Source organism: Rhizobium sp. RU33A (assembly GCF_900156055.1).
In the GTDB taxonomy this organism is placed as follows: Bacteria; Pseudomonadota; Alphaproteobacteria; order Rhizobiales; family Rhizobiaceae; genus Allorhizobium.
In genome coordinates this window covers 264,818-282,531 of record NZ_FTMQ01000003.1, presented here as the reverse complement: position 1 = coordinate 282,531, position 17,714 = coordinate 264,818, and the positions used below count along the sequence as shown (strand labels likewise).

17 protein-coding genes are annotated in these 17,714 nt (G+C 61.1%); 14 read left to right on the top strand and 3 right to left on the bottom strand.

Features of this window, described 5'->3' with window-relative positions:
* Positions 1-43 precede the first annotated feature (43 nt).
* Positions 44-922, top strand: a complete 879-nt coding sequence (locus tag BW978_RS12255) for a DMT family transporter (RefSeq protein ID WP_076395483.1) — start codon at positions 44-46, stop codon at positions 920-922.
* Here BW978_RS12255 and BW978_RS12250 read toward each other — a convergent pair whose 3' ends face one another.
* On the bottom strand, positions 923-2,161 hold the full coding sequence (locus tag BW978_RS12250) for a GGDEF domain-containing protein (RefSeq protein ID WP_076395481.1): 1,239 nt from the start codon (positions 2,159-2,161) through the stop codon (positions 923-925).
* A gap of 310 nt (positions 2,162-2,471) precedes the next feature.
* Here BW978_RS12250 and cysS point away from each other — a divergent pair, with 310 nt between their 5' ends.
* From cysS to rarD, 9 genes are all read left to right on the top strand, one after another.
* Complete coding sequence (gene cysS, locus BW978_RS12245; RefSeq protein WP_076395479.1) at positions 2,472-4,031, top strand: cysteine--tRNA ligase; 1,560 nt, start codon at positions 2,472-2,474, stop codon at positions 4,029-4,031.
* The gene (locus BW978_RS12240; RefSeq protein ID WP_076395477.1) at positions 4,028-4,213 is read left to right on the top strand and encodes a CysS/YqeB C-terminal domain-containing protein; all 186 of its coding nucleotides are present in this window, start codon (positions 4,028-4,030) and stop codon (positions 4,211-4,213) included. The genes cysS and BW978_RS12240 overlap by 4 nt, the downstream gene beginning before the upstream one ends.
* A 56-nt stretch (positions 4,214-4,269) precedes the next feature.
* Complete coding sequence (locus BW978_RS12235) at positions 4,270-4,512, top strand: antitoxin (protein ID WP_076395475.1); 243 nt, start codon at positions 4,270-4,272, stop codon at positions 4,510-4,512.
* Between the two features lie 14 nt (positions 4,513-4,526).
* Complete coding sequence (locus BW978_RS12230; RefSeq protein ID WP_076395473.1) at positions 4,527-4,925, top strand: type II toxin-antitoxin system VapC family toxin; 399 nt, start codon at positions 4,527-4,529, stop codon at positions 4,923-4,925.
* A 126-nt stretch (positions 4,926-5,051) separates the two neighbouring features.
* The gene (locus BW978_RS12225; RefSeq protein ID WP_076395471.1) at positions 5,052-5,519 is read left to right on the top strand and encodes a GFA family protein; all 468 of its coding nucleotides are present in this window, start codon (positions 5,052-5,054) and stop codon (positions 5,517-5,519) included.
* Positions 5,516-6,004 carry a GFA family protein gene (locus BW978_RS12220; RefSeq protein WP_076395469.1) on the top strand — a complete coding sequence of 163 codons (489 nt, stop codon included), beginning with the start codon at positions 5,516-5,518 and terminating at the stop codon, positions 6,002-6,004. The genes BW978_RS12225 and BW978_RS12220 overlap by 4 nt, the downstream gene beginning before the upstream one ends.
* A gap of 1 nt (position 6,005) precedes the next feature.
* Entirely contained in the window at positions 6,006-6,965 is a 960-nt protein-coding gene (gene pip / locus BW978_RS12215; RefSeq protein ID WP_076395467.1) for a prolyl aminopeptidase, read from the top strand.
* Between the two features lie 82 nt (positions 6,966-7,047).
* Positions 7,048-8,664 carry a citramalate synthase gene (gene cimA, locus BW978_RS12210; protein ID WP_076395465.1) on the top strand — a complete coding sequence of 539 codons (1,617 nt, stop codon included), beginning with the start codon at positions 7,048-7,050 and terminating at the stop codon, positions 8,662-8,664.
* A 117-nt stretch (positions 8,665-8,781) separates the two neighbouring features.
* A complete protein-coding gene (rarD, locus tag BW978_RS12205) occupies positions 8,782-9,678 on the top strand; it encodes an EamA family transporter RarD (RefSeq protein ID WP_076395463.1) in 897 nt (298 codons plus the stop codon).
* Between the two features lie 13 nt (positions 9,679-9,691).
* Here the strand turns inward: rarD and BW978_RS12200 are convergent, their stop codons facing one another.
* Positions 9,692-10,312, bottom strand: coding sequence for an LOG family protein (locus BW978_RS12200; RefSeq protein WP_076396504.1), 621 nt, complete (start codon positions 10,310-10,312; stop codon positions 9,692-9,694).
* A gap of 157 nt (positions 10,313-10,469) precedes the next feature.
* On the opposite strand from BW978_RS12200, the gene BW978_RS12195 reads away from it, so the two are divergent.
* Both BW978_RS12195 and BW978_RS12190 read left to right on the top strand, forming a co-directional pair.
* A complete protein-coding gene (locus BW978_RS12195; RefSeq protein ID WP_076395461.1) occupies positions 10,470-12,572 on the top strand; it encodes a LysM peptidoglycan-binding domain-containing protein in 2,103 nt (700 codons plus the stop codon).
* Between the two features lie 115 nt (positions 12,573-12,687).
* Positions 12,688-14,577 (top strand): ABCB family ABC transporter ATP-binding protein/permease, encoded by a 1,890-nt coding sequence (locus BW978_RS12190; protein WP_076395459.1) that lies wholly within the window; start codon positions 12,688-12,690, stop codon positions 14,575-14,577.
* Between the two features lie 26 nt (positions 14,578-14,603).
* On the opposite strand, the gene BW978_RS12185 is transcribed toward BW978_RS12190, so the two are convergent.
* Positions 14,604-15,887: a GGDEF domain-containing protein gene (locus tag BW978_RS12185; RefSeq protein WP_076395457.1), complete on the bottom strand. Its 1,284-nt coding sequence runs from the start codon at positions 15,885-15,887 to the stop codon at positions 14,604-14,606.
* A 248-nt stretch (positions 15,888-16,135) separates the two neighbouring features.
* Here BW978_RS12185 and BW978_RS12180 point away from each other — a divergent pair, with 248 nt between their 5' ends.
* Together BW978_RS12180 and BW978_RS12175 are read left to right on the top strand one after the other, a co-directional pair.
* On the top strand, positions 16,136-16,834 hold the full coding sequence (locus BW978_RS12180) for a phosphatidylserine decarboxylase (protein WP_076395455.1): 699 nt from the start codon (positions 16,136-16,138) through the stop codon (positions 16,832-16,834).
* Positions 16,835-16,844: 10 nt separating this feature from the next.
* Positions 16,845-17,705, top strand: a complete 861-nt coding sequence (locus BW978_RS12175; protein WP_076395454.1) for a CDP-alcohol phosphatidyltransferase family protein — start codon at positions 16,845-16,847, stop codon at positions 17,703-17,705.
* The last annotated feature ends 9 nt before the right edge of the window (positions 17,706-17,714 follow it).

Genomic DNA, 17,714 nt, shown 5'->3' with positions numbered 1-17,714 from the left:
GACCTCCCACCCTAGCGGCGGCCGTCCCGTAGCAGGATCACCCATGTCGCCCAGAGATTTTGCCGCTTATGCCTACCTGTCCCTGGCCTGGGGACTGTCGTTCCTGCTGCTCCTGCATGTCGTGGATGCCTTCGGCTGGATTGGTGCCGTGACCTTTCGATGCTTCATCGCAGGCGCCCTGCTCTATGCGATTGCACGGCTGATGCGGCGCAGGCTGGACTTTAGCGCCGGTTGGCTGCCTTTCACGATCGTCGGCGCAACGACCGTCGCGGGGCAGTTGGTGGGACTATCCTATGCGACGCCGCTGATCGGCACGGCGATGGCCGCGATCTTCGTCGCGTCCATCCCCCTCTTCTCCATGGTCATCGCACAGGTCTGGGGTCTGGAACGGATCACGCATGCGCGCGTGGTCGGTCTTGTGCTCGGAACGATCGGCATCATGATGCTGGTCGGCTTTCCGGCCGTACCTGTCACCGGCGCCTTCCTGCTCGGCTGCTTCGCCATGATCGGTTCGACATTCTCTGCGGCCTTTGGAAGCAACTATGCGAGCCGGCATCTCTCCGACACCGGACCGTGGGAAGTGACCACAGGGTCTTTCATCGCAGGCGGGGTACTCACGCTGCCGCTATTGTGGTTCGTCCCGGTTCCCGCGACGCCTGCGGCTATCGACTACCTCTATCTCGTGGCGCTTGCAGCCCTGATGAGCGCGCTGACCTATGTGCTCTATTTCGGTCTGGTCAAAAGCATCGGCGCAACGGCTGCGATCAGTGTCGAATTCGTCGTGACAGTCGTTGCCGTGCTGGTCGGGGCTCTGATACTCGACGAACCGCTGACGGTGCTACAGCTGGTGGGTGGCGCGGTGATCATCGTCGGATGCGCGCTGGTGCTCGGGATCGTGAGGACGCCGCGCCCGGTGGCCTGATCAGCCCGCCCGGCGGCGCATGCGGGCCAAACGCCGGCGAGGCTGCTCGACATCCAGTGCCAGCGTGTTGCCGGTCTCAGCCAGTAAGGCCACCGGTTCATAGAGACGGACACAGTTTCGACCATCGGCCTTTGCTCGGTAGAGCGCGGCATCCGCGGTGGCGAGAAGAGCGTCCAGATCGGTACCCCGCTCATTCGCTTCACTGACGCCGATGCTGACCGTCACCCGCAGCGTAGAAGTGGCCGGCAAAAGCATGTCGGCCACGGCAAGACGCAGGTTCTCCGCCACCGCGACAGCCTTCTGGGCGCTCATCCGGGGCATCAGACAAGCAAATTCCTCGCCGCCGATGCGCGCAAAAAGCCAGCCCTTGGGCATCCGCTGCTCGATGGTGCGGGAGAAGGCAAGCAGAACCTGGTCTCCTGCAGCATGGCCGTGCGTATCGTTGACGACCTTGAAGTGGTCGATATCGAGCAGGAGCAGGCTGGCGCCCTCGTGCTCCTGAAGCATTTTGCAGGCACTCGCCACGAAGGTGCGACGATTGGCAAGATTGGTCAGGGGATCGCGCTCGGATGCCAGTCGATAACGGAGTTCGTCGCGCTCCTTCGCCAGCATCAGGAGAGCGACGAGCGTCAGCACGATCATCATGGAGTTTGCGAGCACCACATAGGCGAACCAAGGTGCCGTCGTGCCATCGGCCGCATAGGCCGGCCCGACAAAGAGCGACAGCGGCACCGGCGCCAGCCAAACCGCGCCTCGAATGAGGTTTGCCACCGCAGCAATCGACCTGGACGGCAACGGTTCTCGCTTTGCCTTGCGCAAGATATCTCCCGCCGTAAGAAAGCAGTAGCCGGCAATCAGGAGACCGAGAATCGTGGTTCTCAGCTCCACCGATTGATAGACGACGGGCATCAGCCAGAGCGCCGTCCAGACAATGAGCCCGATGGAGGCCTTGGTTAGGGAAGCCTTGCCGCCTTCGAACACAACGACCGCCTGCCAGTAGAGTCCGACGGCAAATACGCCGAGCCCGAGACCGACGCCCGACGACAAGAACAGCGGCAACGAACTGCGCGCCGAATGCAGAAACATCGCCGTGCAACCTGCGAGCCCCGCCGCGACCAGGAGAGGCAGGATGCGGCTGTCCCGGTTTCGCAGCCACATGTAAATCGTCACGACCGTCGATATCAGTGTGATCAACGCATGGACGATCATCACTGTTGGCAGATGCAGGCTGTGGTCCATACCGAAGATCATCTCCGAGGGCGGGGGAATACCACGCTAGAATTGGGGGAGTTACCTTGAAAAAGACTTAACCCGAAGAGTGACTATCCACAGTTGGCAGCTGGCGGGTGGCCTGTTTCGGGACGCCGCAAGCGCCCTTGACCAAAATCACGACCCGCGCCATAACACCCAGCATGAAAACGAGCCTCTGCACCATTTGCGGGATCATTATTCGCTAGCGCATTCGCTGGCCTGGCCGTTTTCGTCTCCTGCATAGCCCCAGATGACAAACGACCCGGTCCAGCCGGGTCAATCATTCTGGGAGTTTCACATGGCCGGCGGCCTCAAGCTTTACAACACGCTCACACGCGAGAAGGTCGACTTCGAGCCGATCGACCCCGACAATGTGCGCATGTATGTCTGCGGCCCGACGGTCTATGACTTTGCCCATATCGGCAATGCGCGGCCCGTGATCGTCTTCGACGTGCTCTACCGGCTGCTGCGCCACACCTATGGCGCGGACAATGTCACATACGTTCGCAACATCACCGACGTCGACGACAAGATCAATGCGCGGGCGTTGCGCGATTTCGGCGGGCAGATCGCCGACGGTTCGATGAGCCTCAACGAGGCGATCCGGGCCGTTACTGGACCGACCGAGAGCCAGTTCAAGGCGGATGCGAAGGCTCTTGGCTGCTTGGAGCCGACCCATGAACCACGCGCCACCGACAACATTGCCCAGATGATCACGATCATCCAGCGGCTGCTCGACATGGGGCATGCCTATGTCGCAACCGGCTCTGAAGGGCACGAGGTGCTGTTTTCGACCGCCTCCATGGCTGATTACGGCATGCTGTCGAAGCGCAAGCTGGAGGAACAGCAGGCGGGTGCCCGCGTCGCGGTCGAAAGCCACAAAATGAACCCGGCCGATTTCGTGTTGTGGAAGCAGTCTGAAGACACCGAACCCGGCTGGCCGGCGAGCTTCACCTTTGAGAAGACAGCCACGCCGATCTATGGCCGCCCCGGCTGGCATATCGAATGCTCTGCCATGTCCGACCGCTATCTCTGGGAAGAGATCAAGGATCGCTTGTCCCCCAAGGCGAAAGCCAAGCCGCACCAGTTCGACATCCATGGCGGCGGGCTGGACCTGATCTTCCCGCACCACGAGAACGAGATCGCCCAGTCCTGCTGCGCATTCGACAACGACCTGATGGCGACCGTGTGGATGCATAACGGCTTCCTGCAAGTCGAAAGCCGCAAGATGTCGAAGTCGGATGGCAATTTCGTCACGATCAACGAGCTTTTGGCGACGGAGAAGTTCGGCGGTCGCCAGTGGCCGGGCGAAGTGCTGAGGCTGGCGATGCTGATGACGCATTACCGCGAGCCGATTGATTTCTCGGTGAAGAGGCTGGAGGAGGCGGCATCCATTGCAGATTACTTTTATAATTGCGCAGTGGGACATATCAGTGACAACGCAGATGTCATCCCTGAGGTCATTGACGCACTTCGCGATGATCTAAACACGCCTATGGCAATACAGGCAATTCAGAAGAGCACCGCGGCAAAAAGCAGCCTTGCTGCCAGCATCTACTTTCTAGGTCTGCAGAACCAGCAACTCGCAACAACGAACGCCAGACTCGCGGAAAAGCACAGAGCCGGTCGAATTGAAGCAATAGACTACGCATTCAATGAAATGGCCGCAGAACAACGCGGAATTGACGTTGCGCAAGTCGAAAGCGCCATTGCGGAACGTATTGGACTACTAAAAGCGAAAAGCTTTGCACAGGCAGATCAGATTCGCGACGAACTGGCAGTCAAGGGCATCCAACTCAAGGACGGCAAAGACCCCGAAACCGGAGAACGCACCACCACGTGGGAACTGAAGCGATGAGCGACGACCTCTCAGCTGCCGTGCAGGCCCTGGTCGACATGCGGCTTGAAATGCTGAAGTCGAAGAATTTTGCCGAAGCCGACAAAATCCGGGACGACCTTGCCGCCAAGGGCATCCAGCTCAAGGACGGCAAGGACAAGGAGACCGGTGAACGGGTGACGACCTGGGAGGTGAAGCGGTAGTTGCTTGGGGGAAACCGTTGACATATGCTTGGCATATGCCAACTCAGGAGATGCGAATGGAACTGGAAAGACATGTCCGGATCTTCAAGAACGGTCGTAACCGCGCCGTTCGCATTCCCGTGGAGTTCGACTTCCCCGGTGACGAGGCGATCATGCGCAAGGAGGGGGACAAGATCACCCTAGAACCCGTCCAGGCAAAGAAGGAAAGCATGATCGAATGGCTGCGCCGCCAGGAGCCAATCGAAGAGGACTTCGACTTCGACCTTCATGAACCGCCAACGCGGGACATCGAGCTGTGAATACGCCTCGCTACATGCTCGACACGAATATTGTTTCGGACGTGATCCGCAACCCGCATGGATCCGCCGCTACGATGATTGAGAGCGTCGGCGACGCGCAGGTGGCGATCAGTTCGATCGTTGCGTCCGAACTGCGTTTCGGCATTCTGAAACGCAACTCCAAGCGTCTGACGTTCCTCGTCGAAAACCTTCTCGATCGGGTTTCAATCCTGCCCTACGAAGACAAGGAAGCTTCCCATTTCGCCGAGATTCGCCTCGACCTTGAACGGAATGGAACGCCGATCGGTTCGACGGATCTCTTCATAGCCGCGCATGCAAGATCTCTGGACGTGACCCTGGTGACGGCCAACGTCCGAGAATTCGGCCAAGTATCAGGCCTCAAGGTAGAAAACTGGGTCAGGTCGAACCCATGACGCAGCCCAACCCCAACACCAGGATGCCGAAATGGCTGCTTTACGGGCTGATCGCCAAGGGCGTTCTGGTGGCTGCTGTGATCATCGGCGTCACCGTCTATGTGACGATCAAATGAGGACGTCGAGATGAGCGAAATAGAAAGCGGCGGTTGCCAATGCGGTGCGATCCGGTTCCAGGCGTCGAAGCTTGGGCGGCCGTCGATCTGTCATTGCCGCATGTGCCAGAAGCAGTTCGGCTCTTTCTTCGGTGCCTTCGTCACCGCCGACCAGGCGCATCTGACCTGGACGCGCGGCCAGCCAATGCTCTACCGCTCGTCCGCCCAAGTGAAGCGGGGGTTTTGCGGCAAATGCGGTACGCCGCTCACCTATCAGCATCCGGGCGGGGTTGAACTTGCCATCGGCGCTTTCGATCATCCGGAGCGTTTCGAGCCGCAGATCCAGGTCAACCATCACCAGCGGCTGCCCTGGATCGATCAAATGTTCGAGAAGCCTGTCTATACGAGCCCCGAATACGAGGCCTTTTTCGCCTCGATCGAGAGCTTCCAGCACCCGGACCACGACACGGCCCAATGGCCGCCGGAGGATGATCAATGACCCGTCAGGTGCATTCCGGTGGCTGCCAATGCGGCGCGATCCGCTACAAGATATCAGGCGAGCTCGGTTACCCGCATATCTGTCACTGCCGCATGTGCCAGAAGGCCAGCGGAAATTTCTTCATGGCGCTGGCCGGCTCGCGCCAGGAAGATTTTTTGCTGATGCGCGGCGAGCCAAGCTGGTTCCAGTCGTCTGATCCGTGCGGGCGCGGCTTCTGCAAGGACTGCGGCACGCCGCTTTTCTTCCGCACCAAGGGTTCGCCCTATATAAGCGTGACAATCGGCAGCCTCGACAAGCCTGAAATGGCAGAGCCCATCTCGCAGGATGGCGTCGAAAGCCGCATCAGCTATTTCGACAAGCTCTTCGGCCTGCCGGAAAAGCAGACCGACCGCTCGGATCTTCCGGCCGGCAATGCAGGGATCGCCGCCACCTCTCGGCAGCATCCCGATCACGATACGGTGGCCTGGCCACCGAAGAGGACATGACATGACGACTGAATTGCGCGGCTTTTATCCCGAAATCGAACCCTTTGAGACCGGCATGCTCGATGTCGGCGACGGTCACCAGATCTATTGGGAGCGTTTCGGCACCCGGGGCGCAAAGCCTGCGGTTTTCGTCCATGGCGGCCCGGGCGGTGCGACAGGCCCCGGCAACCGCCGACTGTTCGACCCGGCTCTCTACGACGTGCTGATGTTCGACCAGCGCGGCTGTGGCAAGTCAGTCCCGCACGCATCGATCGAAGCGAATACCACCTGGCATCTCGTCGCCGACATCGAGCGTCTGCGTGAACTGATGGGTGTCGAGACATGGCTCGTCTTCGGCGGCTCATGGGGCTCGACCTTGGCGCTCGCCTATGCCGAAACCCATCCCGAACGCGTGTCCGAACTCGTTCTGCGCGGGATCTACACGCTGACCCAGGCCGAGCTGAATTGGTACTATCAACACGGCGTCTCCGAGATGTTTCCCGACAAGTGGGAGCGCTTCTGTGCACCCATTCCGGAGAATGAACGTCACGAGATGATGGCTGCGTATCGCCGCCGGCTGACGGGAACAGATCGCGAGGAACAGTTGCGTTGCGCATTGGCGTGGAGTTCCTGGGAGGGCGAGACGATCACGCTTCTGCCGAACCCGGATTATGCGAACCGCTTTTACGAACCCGAATTCGCGCTCGCCTTTGCCCGCATCGAAAACCACTACTTCGTGCATGCCGGCTGGCTGGAAGAAGGCCAGCTCTTGCGCGATGCGTACAAGCTGAAGGACATTCCGGGCGTGATCATCCACGGCCGCTACGACATGCCCTGCCCGGCGAAGTATGCATGGCAATTGCACAAGGCCTGGCCGAAAGCGGATTTCCACCTGATCGAGGGGGCGGGCCACGCCTATCTCGAGCCTGGCATCCTCGACCAGCTGATCCGCGCGACGGATCGGTTTGCGGGGAAGAATTGAAGTAAAGATTGCCCCTCACCCTACCCTCTCCCCGCAAGCGGGGAGAGGAAGTGAGATCACCGAGTTGCCTGAGGACAACAGCATGACGCTTGAAAAGATCACTCTGTTCGACACGACTCTCCGCGACGGCCAGCAGACGCCGGGGATCGATTTTTCCGTCGAGGACAAGATCGCGATCGCGGCCATGCTGGATGATTTCGGCTTCGACTTCATCGAGGGCGGTTATCCCGGTGCCAACCCGACCGACACGACGTTCTTTTCTAGGAAGCGCACGCAGAAGGCCGGCTTCGTCGCTTTCGGCATGACCAAGCGTGCCGGCATCTCCGCCTCGAACGATCCGGGCCTCAGCCAACTCATCCAGTCGAAGGCGGATGCGGTCTGTCTCGTGGCCAAGAGCTGGGACTATCATGTGAAGGTCGCGCTCGGCTGCACCAACGAAGAAAACCTCGAAAGCATCCGTGACAGCGTCAAGGCCGTGGTCGACGCGGGCAAGCTTTCCATGGTTGATTGCGAACACTTCTTCGACGGCTACAAGGCCAATCCCGCCTATGCCATCGCCTGCGCCAAGGAGGCCTATCAGGCCGGCGCGCGCTGGGTCGTGCTCTGCGATACCAATGGCGGCACACAGCCGCCTGAGATCCGCGAGATCGTCTCCGCCGTCATCGCGTCAGGCATTCCGGGTTCCTCGCTCGGCATCCATGCGCATAACGACACCGGCCAGGCGGTCGCCAATTCGCTCGCCGCCGTCGAAGCCGGCGTGCGCCAGATCCAGGGCACGCTGAACGGCATCGGCGAGCGCTGCGGCAATGCGGATCTCGTCACGATCATCCCGACGCTCTGTCTCAAGGAAACTTATGCGTCGCGCTTCGAGACGTCGATCGACCGGGAGAAGCTCGTCGGCCTCACCCGTCTGTCGCGCGCTTTCGACGAATTGCTCAACCGTTCACCCAATCACCAGTCGCCTTACGTCGGCGGCTCTGCCTTTGCCACCAAGGCCGGCATCCATGCCTCGGCGCTGCTCAAGGACCCGAAGACCTATGAGCATGTCGAGCCCGAAAGCGTCGGCAATTTCCGCAAGGTGATGGTGTCGGATCAGGGCGGCAAGGCGAACTTCCTCAACGAACTCAAGCGTCGCGGCATCACCGTTGCCAAGGATGATCCGAAGCTCGACACGCTGATTTCCGTCGTCAAGGAACGCGAGGCCTCGGGCTATGCCTATGAGGGCGCGGATGCGAGCTTCGAGCTTCTGGCGCTGAAGACGCTCGGTACCGTGCCGGACTTCTTTGCGGTCGAAAGTTTCCGCGTCATGGTCGAGCGGCGCTTCGATAGCCACGGCAAGCTTAAGACAGTGTCTGAAGCCGTCGTGAAGGTGCTGGTCGATGGCGAAATGGTGATGTCGGTTGCGGAAGGCGATGGTCCGGTCAATGCACTCGACATCGCGCTGCGCAAGGATCTCGGCAAGTACCAGGCGGAAATTCTCGACCTCGAGCTGGCGGACTACAAGGTCCGTATCCTCAACGGCGGCACCGAGGCCATCACCCGCGTCTTGATCGAGTCCACCGATGCCACCGGCGCGCGCTGGTGGACGGTCGGCGTGTCCGAGAACATCATAGACGCCTCCTTCCAGGCGCTGATGGACAGTATTGTCTACAAGCTGATGAAAAACCGCGAACTGGCGGGGCAGATCGCGGCGGAGTGAGATCGGCCGCGCCCAAACGATCGGTCTGCCTGAACGATGCTTCACAGAAATGAATTGGCGCCTGCAACCTTGCAGGCGTAATCCCGTTTCCAAGCACAACAAAAGTCAGGAAACACCATGGCCGACGTCTCCGCTCCTGCCGAGAACCGGGACAGCCTGAACGGCTTTCTCTTTGCGCTCTCGGCCTATCTGCTGTGGGGCTTCCTGCCGCTCTACATGAAGGCGCTCGCGCATATCTCGCCGGCAGAGGTGATCGCGCATCGTATCCTCTGGTCGATCCCGGTCGCCGGCCTGCTCTTGATCATCCTCAAGCGCACCGACGATTTGAAGAAGGCGATCAGGAACCCGAAGATGCTCGGCATGGCCGCCGTCACCGCAACCCTGATCAGCGTCAACTGGGGCATCTATGTCTGGGCGATCGGGGCCGGCCATGCACTGGACACCGCGCTTGGCTATTTCATAAACCCGCTTTTCTCGATCCTGATGGGCGCGGTCATCCTGAAGGAAAAGCTGAAGCGCACGCAGATTGCGGCCTTGGCGCTCGTCGTGCTCGCCGTGGTGATCCTGACAGTCGAAGCGGGCCGGCTGCCGATCGTCGCGCTGGCGCTCACATTCTCCTGGGGCTTCTATGCCTTCTTCCGCAAGACGCTGCCGATCGGGCCGAACCAGGGCTTCCTGCTGGAAGTGCTGCTGCTGTCGCCGATCGCGCTCGGCTATCTCGTCTATCTCAACCTTGAGGGCGGCGGACATTTCCTGATGGGCAACACGACCGATACGGTCCTGCTCGCCTCGGCGGGGCTGGTGACGGCAGTGCCGCTGATCCTTTATGCCAACGGCGCCAAGCTGTTGCGCCTCTCGACCATCGGCATCATGCAGTATATCGCGCCATCGATGATCTTCATCACCGCCGTCTTTGTCTTCAACGAACCCTTCAGCGCCGCCAAGGCCGTCGCCTTCCCGCTGATCTGGGCAGCTCTCGTGATCTATACGCTGCCGATGCTTCGGCAGCGCTGATTGGCACTCGAGTTCAAAGTTTGGAAATCGTCTCCGGGTCGCCTTCGGGCGCTCCGGTCTCGGCCCAGCGCGTTTCGATCGCCGGCACGATATCCTCGATTCGGTCGATGACAAGCGGCCGCACGAGATGGGCCGTGTGGATGAAGCCCGAGGCCGACATGTGGTCCATGAGCTCCAGCATGGGCTTCCAGAAGTCGTTCACATTGGCAAAGACCATCGGCTTGGCGTGGCGGCCGAGCTGGCCCCAGGTCATGATCTCGACGATCTCCTCCAGGGTCCCGATACCGCCGGGCAGTGTCACGAAGGCATCCGAGCGTTCGAACATGGCGTGCTTGCGCTCGTGCATGTCCTTGGTGATGATCAATTCGTTCAGCTGGCCGAGCGAATGGCGCGTCGCTTCCATGTCGACGAGAAATTCGGGTATGATGCCGGTGACATGACCGCCGGCCGAGAGCACGCCGGAGGCGACCGCTCCCATGATGCCCTTGGTGCCGCCGCCATAGACCAGGCGAAGGTTGTGCTCTGCCAGGGCGCGGCCGAAATTGCGGCCGGCTTCCATGAAGGCGGGATCGCGTCCGGGCTGGGAGCCACAATAGACGCAAACGGATCGAATCGGGGTTTTCTGTTCGCTCATGCGAAGCAAAAAACAGTCTGCGCTGACCAAGGTCAACAAAATTGGCTGAAAACCCTTGTCCAGCCGGGTGGATTGATCCATCGCCGCTTGTCGATTCATCAGGTTGACGCTAGCAATTCCAAGGGAATGGCGGCTGTTCCGCCGGGAGACTTGAGAAATGAAGAACCGTGCCCTCTGGGTGGTCCTGATCGTCCTTGCCATCGTCAGCCTGCTGATGGTCTTCGTCATCATGCCGCGGCTCAACTCACCGGTGGGGGATCTGCCGACCGTGAATGCTGCCGCTGATGCCGTGAAATCGGCAGCGGATGAGGCTAAGGCCACCGCCGAGACTGCAGTCGCCGATGCCGCTGCGACCGCGAGCCAGAAGATGGATCGCCTGAAGGCCGAGGCGGAAAAGGCCGTCGATGGCATCTCGGCGCTGTTTGCCGATGGCCGCACGCCGGGCATCGAAGCCTATACCGCCGCCAAGACACTGGCTCAGGGTGCCCTGCAGGCTCTCTCTTCGATCGAGATCCCAGAAGGCCTCGATTCGACGATCATGGATGGGATCAAGACGGTACAGGCCGATGCTGCGCGGGCTCTGGCACTGGTTCAGCAGCTGCCGGCCGATCCGGCCAAGGCCGCCGGCCTCGTCGCCTCGATCAAGGATGCATTGCTCGGCAAGCCGGTCACCACCCCCGCTCCGGTCGCCGAGATGCTGGCGGACGTCGCTCCGCGCTTCGACGTCCTTCGCGTCGAGCCCGATGGCTCCACGGTCATTGCCGGCAATGCCGTGCCCGGCGCCACCGTCGAGATCCTCAATGGCGACCAAGTCATTTCCTCGCAGACGGTCGACGGCACCGGCGATTTCGCCGCCGTGCTTGATCAACCGCTGCCGCCCGGCGACCACGCGCTGCAGATCCGCGCCACGGCTCCCGACGGAAAGGTCGTCACCTCGGAAGAAGTCGCCACGATTTCCGTACCGGAAGGCGGCAGGGGTGAGCTCCTGGCCATGGTGTCGAAGCCTGGCGAGGCGAGCCGTCTGATCACGCTTCCCGGCACCGAGAATGCTGCGGCAATGGCGAGCCAGCCGGCAGCAGCAACTGAGACCGCCACGCCGGCTGCAGCACCTGCCGCACAGGCTGATGGCGTCACCCTGCCCGACCTTCCCGCTGCGGCGGCCGAGCTTGCCGGCTCGGCACCGGCCATGCCCGGCATGACCGACACGGCTGCAGCATCCGCATCGGAACCGGTGGCCGAAGAACCCGCCGCCCTTCCCGGCGCAACCGAGGTCCAAGTCACTGCGGTGGAGATCGAAGGCGATCGGATTTTCGTCGCCGGAAAGGCTCGGGCCGGTGCCACGGTTCGCGGCTTCGCAAACAAGGCCGCCATTGGTGAGGCTGTGAGTGACGGGAATGGTAATTTCGTCATTGAAGGCGAAATGAAACTCGACGTCGGCAACCACATCATCGAAGTGGAACTGCTGGATTCCGCCGGCAAGGTCGTGGTGCGCGCCTCGGTGCCGTTCGAGCGCCCCGCCGGCGAGCAGGTCTCCGTCGTCGCGCAGACGGGAGCGGACGCTGCGTCTTCGCCGACAAGCCCCGAACAGGCGGAATTCGAGCGTCTCAGGATCTCGTTGAGCAAGGCTGTAACGATCCTGGAAAACCTGTTCGCCAACGGTCAGAAGCCGGCGCTGGAGCAGGCGGCAGCGGCGCGGTCTGCAACGGAAATCGGATTGCAGTCGATCATCGGCTTCCGTCCGTCTCCAAATGTTGGTCCTGAACTGGCAGCCGCCTTCAGCAGCCACGCCGCCAAGGCACGGGAGGCGCTCGCGCTCTTGCAGTCGGTGCCGAACGGCAATGTCGACGCATTGGGCGCCGCCCTGCCGCAGCTCGTTTCGCTGATCCGTGATCTCCTGAACGATCCGGCACCTGCTCCTGCGGCACAAGCACCAACCGCACAGCCGGAGGCCGGTGTTGCGGCAAACTCGCCTGCCCCGGTAACGGCGGCTGCCTCCGGCGAGCCGAAAACGATCCAGCAGGCGCCGCTCGAACAGAGTGACAGCAGCGTCATCATTCGCCGCGGCGACACGCTCTGGCAGATTTCGCGACGGGTCTACGGTCAGGGTGTCCGCTACACCACCATCTATCTCGCCAATGAGAACCAGATCAACAATCCGGACCTGATCGAGCCCGGCCAGATCTTCATGGTGCCGCGCGATGCGCTTCCCAATGCGGAAGAAATTCATCGCAAACGTCTGCGCGGCGAGGCGGTGAACTGAGCTTTCACAGTTCCGTTGTTGTATTCGCCAAGCCGAAAACATAAATGAGTGCAGGCGGCGATCCTCGAAAGGGATCGCCGCTTTTTGATCTAGATGCATGTGAGAGGGTCCGGGGATGGCTGAGACGAAGAAGAAGACGGTATCGGCCGACGACGGCAACCCGATGCAGACCCTCGTCAACCTCTGGCCCTATATGTGGCCGGCCGACCGCCTCGACCTCAAGATGCGGGTCGTATGGGCAACCGTTTTCCTGATCATCTCGAAATTCGTCCTGATCCTCGTCCCCTATTTCTTCAAATGGGCAACCGATGCGCTCGACGGGCGGCTGGACATGGCGGGATTGCTCCCGACTTTCCTTCTCGGGGCCGTCGCGCTCGTCATCTTCTACAATCTCACCCGGATCCTGCAGGTCGGCCTCAACCAGCTGCGCGACGCGCTGTTTGCCAGCGTCGGTCAGCATGCGGTGCGCCAACTCGCCTACAAGACTTTCGTGCATATGCATCAGCTGTCGCTGCGCTTCCACCTTGAGCGCAAGACGGGCGGGCTTTCGCGCATCATCGAGCGCGGCACGAAGGGCATCGAGACGATCGTCCGCTTCACGATCCTCAATTCGATCCCGACGCTGATCGAATTCATCCTGACGGCCGCCATCTTCTGGTGGACCTACGGCTTCTCCTATCTTGGCGTCACCGCCTTCACGGTCTGGGCCTATATCTGGTTCACCATCCGTGCCTCCGACTGGCGCATTGGCATTCGCCGCGCAATGAACGACAGCGACACCGACGCTAATACCAAGGCGATCGACTCGCTTCTGAATTTCGAGACGGTCAAGTATTTCGGCAACGAGGAGATGGAGGCCAAGCGCTTCGATGCCTCGATGGCGAAATACGAGAAGTCGGCGACACAGGTCTGGACCTCGCTCGGCTGGCTGAACTTCGGCCAGGGCCTGATCTTCGGTGTGGGCACCGCGATCATCATGGTGATGTCGGCGCTCGCGGTACAGCGCGGCGAACAGACGATCGGCGACTTCGTCTTCGTCAACGCCATGCTGATGCAGCTGTCGATCCCGCTCAACTTCATCGGCTTCGTCTATCGCGAAATCCGCCAGGGCCTGACCGATATCGAACAGATGTTCGATCTCCTTGAGGTCCAGGCCGAAGTGGTGGACAGCCCCGCTGCCAAGCCACTGGTCATTGCGCAGGGCGCCATCGCCTTCAAGGACGTGCATTTCCACTACGACCCTGAGCGTCCGATCCTGAAGGGCGTCTCCTTCGAAGTGCCAGCCGGCAAGACGGTGGCCGTGGTCGGGCCGTCGGGTGCCGGGAAGTCCACCATCTCCCGCCTGCTGTATCGCTTCTACGATGTGCAGCAGGGCTCGATCACCATCGATGGACAGGACGTGAGGGACATCACGCAGAAATCGCTGCGCGCGGCCATCGGCATGGTCCCGCAGGATACCGTGCTGTTCAACGATACCATCGCCTACAACATCCGCTATGGCCGACCCGGCGCTGCGGAAGATGACATCGTCCAGGCGGCGGAAATCGCGCAGATCTCGCACTTCATCAAAGATCTGCCCGATGGCTTCGACACCAAGGTCGGTGAACGTGGTCTGAAGCTGTCGGGCGGCGAGAAACAGCGCGTTGCAATTGCCCGCACCGTGCTCAAGGCGCCGCCGATCCTGATCCTCGATGAGGCGACCTCGGCGCTCGACACAACCACCGAGCACGAGATCCAGTCTGCCCTCGACATTGTCTCGAAGAACCGCACGACGCTGGTCATCGCTCACCGCCTGTCGACGGTCGTTGCAGCAGACGAGATCATCGTTCTCAAGGGCGGGGAGATCGCGGAGCGAGGCAGCCATTCTGACCTCCTCGAGCAGAACGGTCTATATGCCTCGATGTGGAACCGTCAGCGGGAGGCGACTCAGGCCGAAGAAATGCTGCGGCAGGTGCGTGAAAGCGACGAACTGGGCATCGTTGTCCGGCGCCCGCCAGCCGTCTGACGCGGCTGGTCAGCGACAGAGGACGATCAGTCCGCCCGGCATAGCCGATTGCGCCCGTCGCGTTTGGCTCGGTACAGGGCGAGATCGGCCCGCCGCAGCGCGTGGTCGATCGTCTCCTGCAGCGGATCGAAATCGGCAAGGCCGATGCTGATGGTGCCGACCGTGCCGATGCCGGTCACGACCGCGCAGTAGCGAGCGATATCGGCCCGCATCCGCTCGAGGATGGCCGCGGCCTGAGACGCATTGTCGCCAGTGAAGAAGGCAAAGAACTCTTCCCCTCCGGCACGTGCGATCAAAACCCCCTCCTCCTCATGGGCCCGCAGGGTGTCGACAATCGAACAGAGGGTTACGTCTCCCTCGCCGTGCCCCAGCTCGTCGTTGATCGACTTGAAGTGGTCGATGTCGATGACGGCCACGGCGAAGCTCCGCTCACCTTCATTCGCCGTCTCAATTGCAGAACCCGCCACTTGGAAGAATTTGCGACGGTTGTAGGCATTGGTCAGCGGATCGCGCTCGGCAGCTGCGGTCAGGCGCGCTTCCAGTTCCTTGCGTTCAGTGATGTCGATCAGCACACCTGCAATGCCGCGCAGGCCGCCTTCGGGCGAGGCGACACAGGCCTTGTGCAGCATGATGTGACGCACGCCCGTGTCGGGAACGCAGACATCTGTCTCCACCCTGATGACGCCACCGCTGCGCATCACTTCGAGATCCGATTCCCGATGCGCCTCGGCAACATCCGGCGGGAGAAAATCGGCGAGCGTCTGGCCGATAACGCGGTTGCTTTCCGTGCCGACGAAATGGCTGAATGCCGTGTTGCAGCCAAGATAGTGGCCGCCGACGTCTTTCAGGTAGATCGGTGTCGGCAGATGGTCCAAGCCGTCCTGCCAGGCATCGAGCTTGTCCTGCAGCGCGGCGAGCGTCTTTTCATGCGTCTGCAGAAGGGTGAGGTGACGCTTGGCGCGCAAAAGGCAGCGCAGCAGTTGTGGGGTGCCCTCCTCCATCAGAAGGTCGTCCACCCCGGCATCGAAGAGTTCAGCCTGAAATTCCGATGTCGCGGGTCCCGTCACCGCGACCAGATAAAGTCCATCGCCGCAGATCGCACGAAGCCGAACAACCTGGGCGATTGGGGTTTTGTCAGCGCAATCAAGGAAGCAAAGCGACGAGGCTCGCAGTGCCTCCGGAGCCGAGATTCGAGACGGCGACAGCGACGCGATCCACGCTGGCGGCGGCAGTCCACGAGAGGAATGCCAGGATATCGTGGCGAGCGTTACCGTGTCCGTATCCGGTTCAATTTGCCTGGCGAGCTGCAACAGTCATCCCTTGCCCGGACGGCTCCGAATATGGCACCGCATTCCGGATCCTGCTTAAATCCAACACCCCTTTTTTAGGGTGCAGTTATTTACAAAGTCTCGCCAGGCTCATGAGCAATTGATCTTTTTTTGGGCCAGGTGTGGATTGTCACATGTGCTTTAGCGCGCCTTGATTTGACTGGCGGCATTGCCCATGTGCGGCTTTCAGAGTAGTCACGGGCGACACAATTCAAAGACCGAGGACCCACATGGATCTGTTCGAAACCATCCGCAAGACGATCGTGCCCGTGCACAAGGAAGGCTATCCTTTCGTCGCTGCCTTCTTCGTTGCATCGCTGGTGCTCGGCTGGATCTGGGATCCGCTTTTCTGGGTCGGCCTGATCCTTACCCTTTGGTGTGCCTATTTCTTCCGCGATCCCGAGCGTGTCACACCGCAGGACGATGATCTGGTCATCAGCCCGGCCGACGGCCGCGTTTCCTCGGTCCAGATGGTCGTTCCGCCGCAGGAACTCAATCTCGGCACCGAGCCGATGCTGCGCATCACGGTGTTCATGAATGTGTTCAATTGCCATGTGAACCGGGCCCCGATGCGCGGGCGGGTGACGACAATCGCCTATAAGGAAGGCCAGTTTCTGAATGCCGAACTGGACAAGGCTTCCATCGACAACGAGCGCAACGGCCTCGTCATCGACAGCAAGCATGGCGCAATCGGCGTCGTTCAGATCGCGGGCCTCGTTGCCCGCCGGATCGTCTGCTGGACGAACATGAACGAGCCGCTGGATGCCGGTGAACGCTTCGGCCTCATCCGCTTCGGATCACGCCTCGATGTTTTCCTGCCGGCGGGTGCCGAGCCACGCGTTTCGCTCGGCCAGACCGCGATTGCCGGCGAGACCGTGATTGCCGAGTTCGGCTCGGCCAAGGGGCCGGTCATCAGCCGCCGCAGCTGAGGAGACTTAGATGGACGATCAGACACCCTCGACCGAACTACGCGGCAACACCCAAGGTGACAGGGGTGCGCGCGGCCCGAGGCTCCGCGAAATTCCTCTCCGGCTGATCATTCCCAACCTGATCACGGTGCTCGCGATCTGCGCGGGTCTGACTGGGATCCGGCTTGCCTTCGAAAACCGCTATGAGTTGGCGGTCGCCATGGTTCTGGCCGCCGCCTTTCTCGACGGCATCGACGGCCGCGTCGCGCGGATGATGAAGGCGACGTCGAAATTCGGCGCACAGATGGATTCGCTCGCCGACATCATCAATTTCGGCGTGGCGCCTGCTCTCGTTCTCTATGTCTTCGTTCTCGACCAAGCCCGTTCGCTCGGCTGGATCGCCGCTCTGATATACGCGATCGCCGCCGGCCTGCGTCTCGCTCGGTTCAACGTGATGGACGAGCGCGAGACCAAGGCACCCTGGCAGTCGGAGTTCTTCGTTGGCGTGCCGGCACCCGCAGGTGCGGCACTTGTCATGCTACCGATCTATCTCGGCTTTCTCGGCGTGGCGCCGGTTGGCGTCTTCGCCTATGCCAGTACGGCCTATACCGTCGTGATCGGCTATCTCCTCGTCAGCCGCCTGCCGGTCTGGTCGGGCAAGTCGGAGACGAGCCACATCCGCCGCGACCTCGTCCTGCCGATGATTCTCGGCGTCGTGCTCTATGTGGCGCTTCTGATGAGCTTCACCTGGGAGGTGCTGGTTGTCAGCGTGCTTCTCTATCTCTGCTCGCTGCCGTTCGGCGCCCGAAACTGGCATCGCCGCTACGGCACGCTGACCATCGGCGAAGAATCAGCGGAAAAGGGGCTTTCGGAGATCGATCGGGGCGTCTGACCGGCATTT